Origin of the sequence: Erysipelothrix urinaevulpis (assembly GCF_009828835.1) — a bacterium.
Lineage (GTDB): Bacteria > Bacillota_I > Bacilli_A > Erysipelotrichales > Erysipelotrichaceae > Erysipelothrix > Erysipelothrix urinaevulpis.
This window is the reverse complement of sequence record NZ_WTTB01000004.1, coordinates 162086-174978: the sequence shown is the minus strand read 5'-3', so window position 1 is coordinate 174978 and position 12893 is coordinate 162086. Positions and strand designations below refer to the sequence as shown.

General features: G+C 33.6%; 11 protein-coding genes. 10 read left to right on the top strand and 1 reads right to left on the bottom strand.

The window, feature by feature from the left end; all coding sequences use genetic code 11:
• Window positions 1-5: 5 nt before the first annotated feature.
• Window positions 6-1700, top strand: coding sequence for a helix-turn-helix domain-containing protein (locus GVV10_RS06120; RefSeq protein WP_159520705.1), 1695 nt, complete (start codon window positions 6-8; stop codon window positions 1698-1700).
• Window positions 1701-1708: 8 nt separating this feature from the next.
• Here the strand turns inward: GVV10_RS06120 and GVV10_RS06115 are convergent, their stop codons facing one another.
• Window positions 1709-2482: a MurR/RpiR family transcriptional regulator gene (locus GVV10_RS06115; protein ID WP_159520703.1), complete on the bottom strand. Its 774-nt coding sequence runs from the start codon at window positions 2480-2482 to the stop codon at window positions 1709-1711.
• 206 nt (window positions 2483-2688) lie between these two features.
• Between GVV10_RS06115 and GVV10_RS06110 the strand changes: the two genes are divergently transcribed.
• The 9 genes from GVV10_RS06110 (at window position 2689) to GVV10_RS06070 (ending at window position 12815) form a co-directional block, all read left to right on the top strand.
• Window positions 2689-4155, top strand: a complete 1467-nt coding sequence (locus GVV10_RS06110) for a glycoside hydrolase family 1 protein (protein WP_159520701.1) — start codon at window positions 2689-2691, stop codon at window positions 4153-4155.
• Window positions 4156-4200: 45 nt separating this feature from the next.
• A complete protein-coding gene (locus GVV10_RS06105; RefSeq protein WP_159520698.1) occupies window positions 4201-5043 on the top strand; it encodes a Cof-type HAD-IIB family hydrolase in 843 nt (280 codons plus the stop codon).
• Window positions 5044-5103: 60 nt separating this feature from the next.
• Window positions 5104-5484, top strand: coding sequence for a YxeA family protein (locus GVV10_RS06100; protein ID WP_159520696.1), 381 nt, complete (start codon window positions 5104-5106; stop codon window positions 5482-5484).
• 240 nt (window positions 5485-5724) lie between these two features.
• Window positions 5725-6657 carry a LysR family transcriptional regulator gene (locus GVV10_RS06095; protein ID WP_159520694.1) on the top strand — a complete coding sequence of 311 codons (933 nt, stop codon included), beginning with the start codon at window positions 5725-5727 and terminating at the stop codon, window positions 6655-6657.
• A complete protein-coding gene (locus GVV10_RS06090; protein WP_159520692.1) occupies window positions 6654-7874 on the top strand; it encodes an MFS transporter in 1221 nt (406 codons plus the stop codon). Before GVV10_RS06095 ends, GVV10_RS06090 begins: the two co-directional genes overlap by 4 nt.
• A complete protein-coding gene (gene aroE / locus GVV10_RS06085; RefSeq protein ID WP_159520690.1) occupies window positions 7874-8716 on the top strand; it encodes a shikimate dehydrogenase in 843 nt (280 codons plus the stop codon). The genes GVV10_RS06090 and aroE overlap by 1 nt, the downstream gene beginning before the upstream one ends.
• A 9-nt stretch (window positions 8717-8725) precedes the next feature.
• A complete protein-coding gene (locus GVV10_RS06080; protein WP_159520688.1) occupies window positions 8726-10744 on the top strand; it encodes an oxidoreductase in 2019 nt (672 codons plus the stop codon).
• Entirely contained in the window at window positions 10734-11903 is a 1170-nt protein-coding gene (locus GVV10_RS06075; protein WP_159520686.1) for an MFS transporter, read from the top strand. Before GVV10_RS06080 ends, GVV10_RS06075 begins: the two co-directional genes overlap by 11 nt.
• Before the next feature lie 75 nt (window positions 11904-11978).
• On the top strand, window positions 11979-12815 hold the full coding sequence (locus GVV10_RS06070) for a PRD domain-containing protein (protein WP_159520684.1): 837 nt from the start codon (window positions 11979-11981) through the stop codon (window positions 12813-12815).
• Window positions 12816-12893: the final 78 nt, after the last annotated feature.

Below are 12893 nucleotides of genomic sequence, written 5' to 3'. Positions count from 1 at the left end.
AGACGATGCTATTTTCTTCAAGAGAACTTGAAATCATGAATCACCTATTTTCTAAAAATAGTGTGAATGTATCAGAATTAGCTGAACATGTTGAGATTAGTTTGAGAACCCTACACATCGATATTGAAATGATTAATCAACAACTTGCTTACGAAGACATGCAAGTATCCATCGTACGTGAAAAACAAGTCTATTTATGGGAATATCAACAAGAGCAGTCTTTCAAGCAATTTGAGATAGAATTTAGAAAAAGAGTGGATAGAAAATTACCATGGAATCTTGAAAATGAACGCATTGATCATATTTTAAGAACTCTTGTAATTGCTCAGGATTATATAAAGTCTAGTTTCTTTCAAGATTACTATAATATTAGCGATACAACCCTAACGAAAGATCTTAATTGTGTCCGTTCTTTGTTAAAAGAATACAATCTACACCTTGAATATAAACCATATTATGGCTTAAAAGTGACGGGAATTGAATTTTCCAAACTTTGTGCTTATGTCGATTTTTCTGATATTTATAGTTTTAAATCAGGACACATGTTTGTTGTACACAGCTTTGATGACTTACTGATTACAGATTGTGAGTTTGAACAAGTCTACCGACACGTTATATCGTATTGTCAGGACAATATGATAAGCATGAATGATAACAGTGTGTTGGATGCGAGTGTTTTTGTAAGTGCGGTTTACCGAAGGGCGAACAAGTCGACAGATATCCTGGAATGGCTTAAAAGCTACCTAGAAGAACCGACATCTGACTTTCAAGACTATGTGCAGATGAGTATGGACATCAATTTAGATGACAACAACAAAAAGAATAAATTGATTGAAAATCTTTCAAAAGAAATAAAAGTAAACTTAGAAAGTGATGACACAATTAACAGCTATGTTAACAATCTATCAACACGAATCGAAGCCATGAAGAACATAGGTTACTATAAATATAAGTATAGTCAAACAGAGTTTAAACTGCTTCAGTATTTGAATGTTTCGAATTCAATAGCATTCTTAATATATTGTAGTTTATGTCAAGATTCAGATAAGTTGTATGTTGTAGAATTATATTCAAAACTTGCATTGTTTTTATACAATCAATTCTTTACCATTCCCAATACCTATCAAAAATTAAAAATACTTGTCGTTAATCCTGTCGCAAAGATAATGAATGAGACTTTTATATATCGTTCTGATTTAGATTTGTCAGAAATAGACTTTATTAATGTATATGAACATGAAATTGTTCATTATAACTTGCAAGAAATCGATGCAATCATATTCCTTGAAAATTCTCAGAAAGAATTCAAAACGTATGGTATTCCTGTTTTTGATTTTGATTTGTTTGTCCAACAAAAAGAGTATCGCAAATTGTGGGACAAATTGATTTTAAAACATCAAAAAAATAATTTTAGTAAAACAACTTTTAAAAAGAATAATAAGCCAACATTGGTGATTAACCAAGATAAAATGCCAATTCAATTCGATGTATATAACCATTGGCTAAATGAATGGCTTATTCTTCAAAACAAATTGATAAAAAATAATCCAGGACATTTAATTTTGTTTTCAGAGGAAAATACACGTCAAACACTCTATATTGATGAAAAGAAAACATACATTGTTGAGATCCTTATGAAAAATGATCTTTTAAGTGTTAAACAAGCAGAAACATTGCTTCGTCCTTACCTCGGAAATTAAGAAAGTGTTTATTTTATTTGGTAATTAGCAATTTTATGGAGAAGAATATCAATAAATATTAGAAAAAGAATTTGCCCATCCAATGCCATATGTTTTTTTGCTATCATACTATTTGGCAATAAAATCGTCTGATTAGCAATGTCATAGATGCGGCTATTTTTGTCCATAGTAATGAGTTGGAGTGGAACGTTATTTTTTTGATAGGCTTGTATCATACCAGGGTAATCATTGAAGCCAAATCCAGAAACTGAAAAAATTAAGACAATGTCATTTAGATCTAAAATATCTGCATAATTATAGATTGTTTTATCATCATCAAGGCTGATTGCTTTGATACCTTGTCGAATGAGTCGTAACTTTAATTGATTGGCGGCTGTGTAACTATTGTTTTTACCAATAATAACTACGGTATCACTCTCCACAATTTTTTTTGAAAGGTTGGACACTGCTTTAAGATCTAATTGTTGTTTTAATAGTGAAATCTCCCGAATGTAAATGTCTAAGAGTACATCAAGATAGTCGTCATCATGATTTAAATCGATTTCAATTAAATTATTCGCGATAAAAAATTTGAATTCACTGTATCCTTCAAACCCCAATTTTTTACAAAACCGAACAATACTACCAACAGAAAATCCGGAAACTTCGGATAGTTTGGTGATTGTGGGAATTTGGGTTAACAGTTCCGGGTTAGTTTTGACATAGTTTGCGATTTCGATTTCAGTTGAAGTTAGATTTTTCGACTTTTGTTCAATTAAAGCATCTATTTTTCTTTGATTCATGATGTATTCTCCTTTACTGATTGTCTCTATTATACATTAATATCCATGTAAATACACAAATTGGTAAACTTTCCAACAATAATTGACAATATTTCCAATATCGAATATAATAGGACTGTAAGTTGTTTGGCGTGGTGTTAATTACGTAGAATTGATCATTAACATCGCTATGACAAAACAGATAAAACAAGGAGGAATAATAAAATATGAAACGTTTTTCTAAAGATTTTCTGTGGGGTGGAGCAACTGCTGCTAACCAAATAGAAGGTGCATTCGATGTTGATGGTAAAGGTTTATCAAGTCAAGACTTAGTTGCTTATAAAGATCCTTATGCAGGTGATGTTGTTGATAACTTTACCTTTAATGTTAGTTCAACGGAATTAGATGAATATTTAACAAATCCTGAAAAGTATAAATTTCCAAAGCGATGGGGAATTGATTTCTACAATAACTATGAAGAGGATATTCGTTTATTTGCAGAAATGGGCTTTCGAGTTTTCCGTTTATCAATTGCTTGGACACGAATCTTTCCTACGGGATTAGAAGATACTCCAAATGAAAAGGGCTTAGAATTTTATGACAAAGTTTTTGATGAGCTGGCAAAATATAATATTGAACCACTTGTTACAATGTCACATTTCGAAATGCCAATTACTTTAACTCAAAAATACAATGGTTGGATGAGTCGTGAGCCAATTCCTTTGTTTGTTAAATATGCAGAAACATTGTTTGAGCGTTATAAACACAAAGTAAAGTATTGGATTACGTTTAATGAGATGAACATGAACTTAAATAGTCCCTATACAGGTGGTGGTGTATTAGCAGATACTGTTAAAAATACAACCGAAGCTGCTTTCCAAGCATCTCATCATCAATTTGTTGCAAGTTCATTGGCAATGAAAAAAGGTCGTGAAATAAACCCTGATTTTGAAATTGGCTGTATGATTAATCGGATTGAAACCTATGCGATGACATCGAAACCTGCTGATCAGTTATTAGCATTAAAAGCAGATCAATTAAATATGTTCTATCCTGATGTTCATGTTCGTGGTGAGTACCCACGATATATGCAACGATACTTTAAAGAAAATGATATCGTGATTCAAAAAGAGATCGGTGATGATGAGATTATTGCGGCACATACTGCAGACTTTGTAGCCTTTAGCTACTATATGACCCACACAACATCATCTGACCATGCGAATGCATCAGAAGCGGCTGGAGCATTTGATTCACCGATTAAAAATCCACATTTAGAATTAACAGAATGGGATTGGCCCATTGATCCTGTAGGATTACGAATTACCTTCAATAAACTATATGATCGTTATAATAAACCGTTGTTCTTAGTAGAAAATGGCTTGGGAGCATTGGATACTTTGAATGAAGATGGTACAGTTAATGATAGCTATCGAATCGATTACATCGAAAAACACATCGAGCAAATGTATGAAGCAATTGAAGATGGTGTTGAAATAATGGGGTATACAACTTGGGGTTGCATTGACTTGATTAGCTGTGGTACATCACAAATGACCAAGCGTTATGGGTTTATTTATGTTGATCAAGATGATGAGGGGAATGGAACATTAAAACGTTATAAAAAAGATAGTTTCCATTGGTATAAAGAAGTCATAGAAACTGATGGCGCAAATATCTTAAATAAAGAGTAAACTAAAGGAAGAGCAGTTGCTCTTTCTTTTTTAAAAGGAGGACGTATGAAAAACGTTATATTTATGGACATTGATGGAACACTGACAGGACAAGATGGTTTCGTTCCAGAAAGTGCAAAAAAAGCAATTAAAAAAACAAGAGACTTAGGGAATGACGTTATTCTATCTACCGGTCGTTCCTTAGCTGAAATAACGGATGATATCCTGGAGATTGGCTTTGATGGAATTATCGGTGCGGGTGGTGCATACATTGAATTAAAAGGTGAGGTAATACAACACACAACCATGCCAGAACAATCATTACATGATGTTACAAATTATTTAAATGAACGAGAAATTGGGTATTACTTAGAAAGCAATCAAGGGTTATTTATCAATGAATACTGTATTCCAAAAATAAAAGAAGCAGCCTATAAACTCTATCAAACAAGCCCAGAATTATTTTTAAACCAAGAGAATCCCGAACCAAGCTGGTTTTTAGATATCCTAAAAAAGAGTGAAGGAAAAGAGATTCCTTATCATGATATAAATAAATTATCATTTATTTCAACAGAGTTTCCATTTAAAGACATTGAACAACAATTTAAAAACGAGTTTGAAATATATCATGCAACGGTGTTTGAATTTGGTCCTGAAAGTGGCGAGATTGGTCTTAAAGGAATTGATAAGAAAACAGCTATAAACAAAGTCTATCGCCAGTATGATCCCGACATTAAATCTTATGCGTATGGTGATGGATTAAATGATGTTCCAATGTTTGAGGTTGTTGATCACGCTGTAGCGATGCGTAATGCAAAAGACGGACTCAAACAAATAGCCAATGAACAGATAGGCATCGCTGAAGAGGATAGTATCTACAAAAGTTTTTTGAAAAACAACTTAATCTAATCATTTGACAATCTCACTCAACTGTATTAATGTGTTGGTACAACGAAACGGAGTGATTCTATGTCAAAAAAAATAATGTTTTTCTTTGGAATGGTGTTATTTATCTTTATTTTAGTGTTGGGTGGACGTTATTATCAAAAAAGATATCTTGCAAGTGGAGAATTTTATGTTAAGGTCCCTACTGATCAATCAACTGAGATTGACCCACTCTTTAATATGGATGGAAAAGAAGTTGATAAAGGTAAAGAGTATCGCTTTACAGCCTGGGATTTAGAAGGAAACAGTCGAATTGTTGAATTCACATTTCAAACAGAGGACCCACAAAAATTATTACAACCTGGTGATTATGTAAAGGTTGAAACAAGTGATACGCTTGTCTTGGGAGAAAAAATAGTGGCAAAGGAAGATGTTCCGCAAGCCGTGATTCAATATTTAGAATAGTGTTTCTTAAAGACTTCATCTTGAATGGAGTCTTTTTTATATACATAAGTTCTTACATTATGCTATTGTTTTCACAAACTTTAAGGTAGTTAACTCTTAAACCTACAATAATGCCACGAAAATGAGGCAATTGATAAAGAATATGTATAGATTGCTTGGTGTATTGATAAAATTAATTGGTAGAGAATGATTTCACAAAGTAGACTAAAGTTGTGCTTTTAAAAGAGAAGAGGAAAAACGATGAATTACAATCATTTAGAATATTTCTTAGTTCTTGCACGTACGCAACATTATACAAAGGCAGCAGAGTTATTACACATAACTCAACCGACACTGAGTATTGCGATGAATAAACTTGAAGCTGATTTAAATGTAACGTTGTTTGAAAAAATAGGAAGAAATGTTCAACTGACACAGTGTGGGAAAGAATTTATCACGTACATTGAACGGGCCTTTTTATTGATAAATGATGGCGTTGAACATATCCATCAACTTCAAAGTGATCAAAGTAATCATATAAGAATTGCTTTTTTATACTCACTGACTGCTGATTATATCCCAGGATTAATTGATCTCTATTATAAGACCTATCCCAATAACAACGTTATCATCGATATTTTTGAGAGTGATACAAAAAGTGGTGAGGGGACTTATGAAATGATTCAAGGGTTAAGACAAGGGAGATTTGATGCTATTTTTATTAATCGAATTGCACTGACCAGTCCATCAGAAGAAATTACCCCACTCTTTGATCAGGACTATGTAGCAATTCTACCTAAAACGACGATTTACCAAGGGAAGAAATCGATAGATTTAAGTGATATGGCATCCAAATCGTTAATTCAATATGCAAATCGATACGCAACTCGGAATGAAATTTTAGATTTATTTTCTGAAATTGGGGAAACACCTAAAGTTTTAACTGAAATTGATGATGAGTTATCGATGTTAGCATTAATTGAAAAAAATATAGGGTATGCAATTGCACCGATGAAAATGATTTATGAAAGTCGAGATGTTTATTGTTTACCGATTCATAAACCGAAGTATAAGCGTACAATTTATCTTGTAACTCGAAAAGATATTAATGAGTCAGATAATTTAAGGAATTTTAAGAATTTTGTCATGAATGAATTTGATTTTTCGTATGGACCTCATAAGGAGAAAAAATGAAAAAAAACAAGTACAATCTTACTGCTTTTGCAATCTACATGAATTATTTTGTTCATGGGATCCAAGCAATTATTATTTCACAAAACGCAGCATCGTTTGCTGTATTATGGAACACAGATAAGGCTGGTGTTATGGGCGTTATTTCTGCGGTAGGAATTGGTAAATTTCTAATCTTATTTTTTGCCGGGGAATTATCGGATCGATTTGGGCGTAAGCCATTAGCGTTAATTGGGATGTTTGGATACATTCTGTTCTTTGGTTTATTGCTCGTGAATACAAATCTATTTGTTGCTTCATTCGTGGCATTTATTGCAGGAGCAGCGACCTCGTTCTTGGATGCCGCTTCCTATCCAGCATTAATGGAGATTTATCCAAATAACCAAAGTACAGCTTCAGTTATCGTTAAAGGATTCATTTCAACATCTGGTATGTTATTACCAATCTTCATCGGTTTCTTGACTGGAAAAAATATGTGGTATGGTTGGTCAATTGTCTTGCCGCTTGTTATTATAATTATCAACACTATTATCATGCTTAAAGCTGATTTTCCAGATCATAAAAAGATTGCTAAAGAAGAAACAGAGAGTGAAGCAGCCAAAGAAATATTCGTGGTTGAACCTCGATATAATGTAGAGGGTGTCATGATTATTATTTATGCTTTCTTCTGTATGTCGACCTTTTATCTTTTCCAACAAGTGATTACACTTTATGGAACTGACGTTGTTGGGATGAGTGACATGTCCGCTCGTTTCTTGACGACCACTTATACATTTGGAGCATTCTTAGCAGTATTTGTATCATCAATGCTGATGTCAAAAGGCATAAGAGAAATGGCGCTGTTAGTTATTTATACATTGATATCATCGCTTGCATTAATGATGATTTATTTATTCCCAAGTGCAACAACCTTGTCGATTGGAGCACCTATCGTCGGCTTCACGGCAGCGGGTGGTGTTTTACAAATGGGAAATGCCTTGTTATCACGATTTTTCCCAGCACGTAAAGGGAGAAATACAGGGATCTATAATATATTTATGGCGTCCGCAACATTCGTCATGCCCAAAATAGCCCAATACTTATTAAATGTTGATTTCACAAAAGTCATGCTTCTTGATGCAGGCGTTGCGATTGTTGGCTTCATTTTGATGGTAATTCTAGCAACACGTTACAAAAAAGTCTTTGGATTAAAATCTATTTTTGAGAAAGAAGAACGATAATGGGAAACATAGTCAATGCAAAAACACGATTATTGGGATTATTTGCAGATCCACACGATCATTCTAAATCACCAGACTTATACAATGAAGCGTTTAGACGTTTAGATATCAATGCAATTTATCTGTCTTTTAATGTTAATGGATCAAATATCAAAGAAACTGTCGATAGTTTTAAAGCATTAAATTTCTTGGGAGCGAATGTTTCCATGCCTAATAAAGTGTCAGTGATTCCATATTTAGATCGTTTAGATAAAAGCGCGGAATTAGTGGGAGCTGTCAACTGTTTAGTCGTTGAAGATGAGGCGGTGGTCGGTTACAACACTGATGGGATCGGGTTTACAAACAACTTAAAAAAACATGGTGTTAAATTGGAGTCGGAAATTGTAACATTATTAGGTGTTGGGGGTGCAGGTACTGCCATTGCTGCCCAATTATGTTTAGAAAATGTAAAAGAATTATACTTGTTCAATATTAAAGATGCATCGTTTGAATTAGCTCAAGACTTAGTGAAACGACTTGAAAGTCAAACCAATACGATTGTTCATTTGATTGATTTGCTTGATGAAGAGCAATTAAAAAAAGCAATCTTGAAAAGTAGCATATTAATTAATGCGACATCAATGGGGATGGAACCACATGAGGATAAGATGGCGTTGCCTCATGCTAATTTCATTAAAGATGGAATGGTTGTTGCGGATACAATTTATAATCCAGAAACAACGGTACTGTTAGACCATGCGAAGGAAAAAAACTGTCAGATAATTAATGGAGAAGGAATGCTCATTGGGCAAGCCGAAATTAATTTTAAAATGTGGACAGGGCAGAAGTTAAGAGAAGATTAGAGGTGTACTATGTCATTTAACAATGTATTATCACCACTTTCGGTTAAAGCAATGACACTACGGAATCGTATTGTTATGCCGCCGATTGGAACCAATTTTGCGAATATTGATGGTTCGATGAATAAAGACCATCTTGCCTATTATGAACAACGTGCCCAAGGGGGCACAGGTCTTATTATTTTAGAGAATGTATGTATTGACTATCCCATGGGCACAAACGGAACGACTCAATTAAGAATGGATAATGATCAATATTTACCAGGTCTCTATAAATTTACTGAACGGATGCACTTTTATGGTGCATGCTGTTCAGTTCAAATTAATCATGCTGGCGCATCAGCAAGTCCATTGAGATTGGATGGATTGCAACAAGTATCAGCTTCGAATTTACCGTCGAAGAAAAACGGAGCAATTCCAAGACCATTGACTCAAGTTGAAATCAAATCAATTATAGAAAAGTATGCCGAAGGAGCTCATCGTGCTCAAAGAGCAGGATTTGACGCGGTAGAAATTCATGCAGGACACTCCTATTTAATCAGTCAATTTTTATCACCTATCACAAATAATCGCAAGGATGAATATGGTGGTTCGATTGAGAATAGAGCAAGATTTGCTAAAGAAGTTGTGGAGGCAATAAGGAAAGCAGTCGGTAATAACTTTCCAATCATGCTTCGATTCAGTGCAGATGAATTTTTAGAAAATGGGAATACACTCGAAGAAACATTAGATTTATTAGAATACTTTGTCGAAGAAATCGATATTTTGGATGTATCCTGTGCACTAAATGATAGCTTGTTTTATCAAATTGATGTCATGCATCTCGAAGATGGCTGGCGATCCTATTTATCAAAAGCTGTAAAAGAACGGTTTCCTCATAAACTGACAATCGTCTCGGGAAATATAAGAACACCATTTGTGGCTGAAAAAATTATTAAAAACAATGAATCTGATTTAATTGCAATGGGTCGTGGTTTGATTGCCGAACCAAATTGGGTTAAAAAAGTTGAAAGTGGTCGGATCGAAGAATTAAGAAAGTGTATTTCTTGTAATATTGGTTGTGCCGATCATCGAATTCGTTTAGGACGACCAATCCGATGCACTGTAAATCCTGATATATTTTATGAAGATGATTATAAGTTATCACCAGTTAAACATGATGTAAAAGTAGCGGTTATTGGGGGAGGAACAGCAGGACTAGAAGCTGCCTGTACTGCTGCTGAGTTAAATTGTACGGTTGATTTATATGAACAAAAATCGTATTTAGGTGGATTATCAGTCGATATTAGTAAACTACCAGAAAAGCGCAGAATTGAAGACTTTTCTACTTATTTAATTCAACGTGCAAATAAACTTGAATGTTTATCTGTTCATTTGAATACTCAAATTCAAGAAGAAGATATTGAAGAAATGTCGTATGATCTCATTGTAAATGCGACAGGTTCTGTTCCTCTTTTACCACCGATTAAAGGGTTATTATCAAATCTAAGCAAGGATGATAAATGCGTTCATACTATTTTTGATTTAATTCATAACATGGGTAATTTCAAAGAAACTCAAGACAAGAATATTGTCATTGTTGGTGGTGGTGCAGTGGGGCTTGATGTAGCAGAATACTATACTAAACGAAATGCGAAGTCTGTTAAAGTGATTGAACTACAAGACGAAGTTGGGAAAGATTTAGATCTGATTACTAAACTCCATACATTGCATGTTCTTGATGATGATCGTGTTGAAATGTTAACAGATACTAAACTTATAGAAGTGAAAGAAAATAGTTTTGTTGTCGAACATCGTAATCAAGAAAAAGAACTATTTTTTGATGAGGGATTTGTATGCCTAGGTATGAAATCTTTTAATCCACTCTTAGAAAAACTTGGACATTTAAATGCTACGAAAGGCATAAAAATATTAAACATTGGTGATAGTAAACGGGCACGAAAAATAATTGATGGTGTACGTGAAGCTCATGATATTATCAGTGTTCTTCATCGAATTGACGAAGAAAAAGAGCGCGACAATGAACAATAGAGAGAAAAAGATCACTGTTTTTTCGCTCTTCTTTAACTATATTTTACAAGGGATGGCTGCAATTATATTATCGCAACATCTTAAAGAATTGATGGTTCAACTTCAAACCGATGCAAAGGGGGTCTCTCTTGTTATTTCTTGCATTGGTTTAGGTCGAGTTCTTGTCTTGTACTTAAGTGGTTATCTCTCTGATAGACTGGGAAGAAAACCAATTATTCTTATCGGTATGATTTCCTATCTTATTTTCTTTACTGGCATTATGTTCAGTCATCTCATTTATTTAGCTGCTTTTTTTGCTTTATTTGCAGGTTTCGCGAATGCATTTTTAGATACTGGGACGTACCCAGCCATTGCAGAAATTTACCCAAATTTCTCTTGCAGTGTTTCAGTTTTTAACAAAGCATTTATTTCGATTGGACAATTTATTCTTCCTTACATTGTAGGATTTCTCCTAATCGAAGACCTTTATTATGGATATACTTTTGTCATGTGCATTCTTTTATTGCTCATTAATCTAATTGTAATGTGGCGATGCAAGTTTCCAGAACTTAACCCAAAACAAAATGTCATAAATAAGATTGACACACATCTAAAACGTGATTCTAAATTAGAAGGGGTAGCTCTTGTTACATTAGGTTTTACAATTGTTACACTATTCAATATCATTGCTTGGTGGATGCCAGAGTATGCGATGCAAGTTGTGAATATGGAACGTGCTGAAGCATTGAAATTAGTTTCTCTTTATAGTTTAGGATCTTTTATATCTGTATTCATTACTGCATATGTATCAAAAAAGACTCGGTGTGATCACTGGATTCTTTGGGTTTGTTCCTCGATCTCTGTTGTTTTATTAACATTGATTATCTTAATACCCAGTGTTTTATTCATTAAGGTCGCTACATTCTTTATCGGTGTATTTGCTGCTGGAGGAATATGGCAAATCGCACTTGCGATTATGATTGATTTCTACCCCCATTTTAAAGGTAGGGTTACCAGTGTCTATACAATGGCAACAAGCATTTCTGTGATGTTGATTCCCTACATTACGGGGGTTCTAGCAAATAGAAATATTAAATTAGTGATGTATTTTAATCTCATGGTTGGCATTATTAATCTAATTGCAGCGACCATTGTTGTACGACGATACAAGCAAAGTTAAGCTTTGCTTGTTTTTATTATTATGGAAATAAATTAAAACTTACACTATAATGGAATAAGAGAAAGGGGTGGCAATATGTATAGAATTAAGAAAATATTAAACAATAATGTTGTCCAAGCAACGCATAATTTTCAAGAATATATCGTTGTAGGTTTAGGTATTGGCTTTAATTCAAAACCCCTTCAACAGATACCGAATGAAAAAATAGAAAAAATATTCGAACTTAAACGTGAAGATTATTACAAATCGAGCCAATTAATCGAGGAAATACCTGAAGATGTCTTTATGAAATTGTATCGCTTGATTAAAGAGGAAAGTGAGTTGTTGAGTTTAACTCTCGGTTCGCACGCTTTTTTAACAATAATCGATCATATAAATTTTGCAATGCAGCGTCATCGTGATGGACAAGAAATTCGGAACTTATTAATCTATGATTTAAAAATCTTATATCCAGAAGAATTCAGATTTTCAGAAAAGGTATTTCAACGTATCAATAAAGAGTTTGCTATTAATTTACCATTTGATGAGGTTGGCTTTTTAACAGTTCATGTTGTGAATGGTTTAAACGATAATCTTAATAATCAATCAACCATTGTCATTGATGCAGTGTTTGATCTTTTAAACATTATCCGTGATACATATCTTATTGCTCTTAAGCCAGAAGAATTAGCGACACAAAGAATTATGGTTCATTTAAAAATGCTCTTACATCGTGTTGTATCGAAAGAACAGATTGATTTTGATGAAATCGTACTAAAAAATGTAATGACAGATTTTCCTAAAGCATACGGTGTTGCAAACTCTATTCGTTTATATATTGAAAAACGCTTTGATACGCCTCTTAAATCACAGGAAATGGTGTACTTAACCATTCATATTCATCGTTTGGAGTTAATGTCCACATCTATTTGAATGATAAACCATAGGCAAGGGTACTAAATAAAAACTTGACAAAGTGTAGGACCTATATGATAATGAAGATGAAAAGAA

Excerpts from the sequence above, each read along its gene's own strand:
- GVV10_RS06120 (WP_159520705.1), top strand. The coding sequence starts at position 6 with ATGCTATTTTCTTCAAGAGAACTTGAAATCATGAATCACCTATTTTCT.
- GVV10_RS06115 (WP_159520703.1), bottom strand. The coding sequence starts at position 2,482 with ATGAATCAAAGAAAAATAGATGCTTTAATTGAACAAAAGTCGAAAAAT.
- GVV10_RS06110 (WP_159520701.1), top strand. The coding sequence starts at position 2,689 with ATGAAACGTTTTTCTAAAGATTTTCTGTGGGGTGGAGCAACTGCTGCT.
- GVV10_RS06105 (WP_159520698.1), top strand. The coding sequence starts at position 4,201 with ATGAAAAACGTTATATTTATGGACATTGATGGAACACTGACAGGACAA.
- GVV10_RS06100 (WP_159520696.1), top strand. The coding sequence starts at position 5,104 with ATGTCAAAAAAAATAATGTTTTTCTTTGGAATGGTGTTATTTATCTTT.
- GVV10_RS06095 (WP_159520694.1), top strand. The coding sequence starts at position 5,725 with ATGAATTACAATCATTTAGAATATTTCTTAGTTCTTGCACGTACGCAA.
- GVV10_RS06090 (WP_159520692.1), top strand. The coding sequence starts at position 6,654 with ATGAAAAAAAACAAGTACAATCTTACTGCTTTTGCAATCTACATGAAT.
- aroE (WP_159520690.1), top strand. The coding sequence starts at position 7,874 with ATGGGAAACATAGTCAATGCAAAAACACGATTATTGGGATTATTTGCA.
- GVV10_RS06080 (WP_159520688.1), top strand. The coding sequence starts at position 8,726 with ATGTCATTTAACAATGTATTATCACCACTTTCGGTTAAAGCAATGACA.
- GVV10_RS06075 (WP_159520686.1), top strand. The coding sequence starts at position 10,734 with ATGAACAATAGAGAGAAAAAGATCACTGTTTTTTCGCTCTTCTTTAAC.
- GVV10_RS06070 (WP_159520684.1), top strand. The coding sequence starts at position 11,979 with ATGTATAGAATTAAGAAAATATTAAACAATAATGTTGTCCAAGCAACG.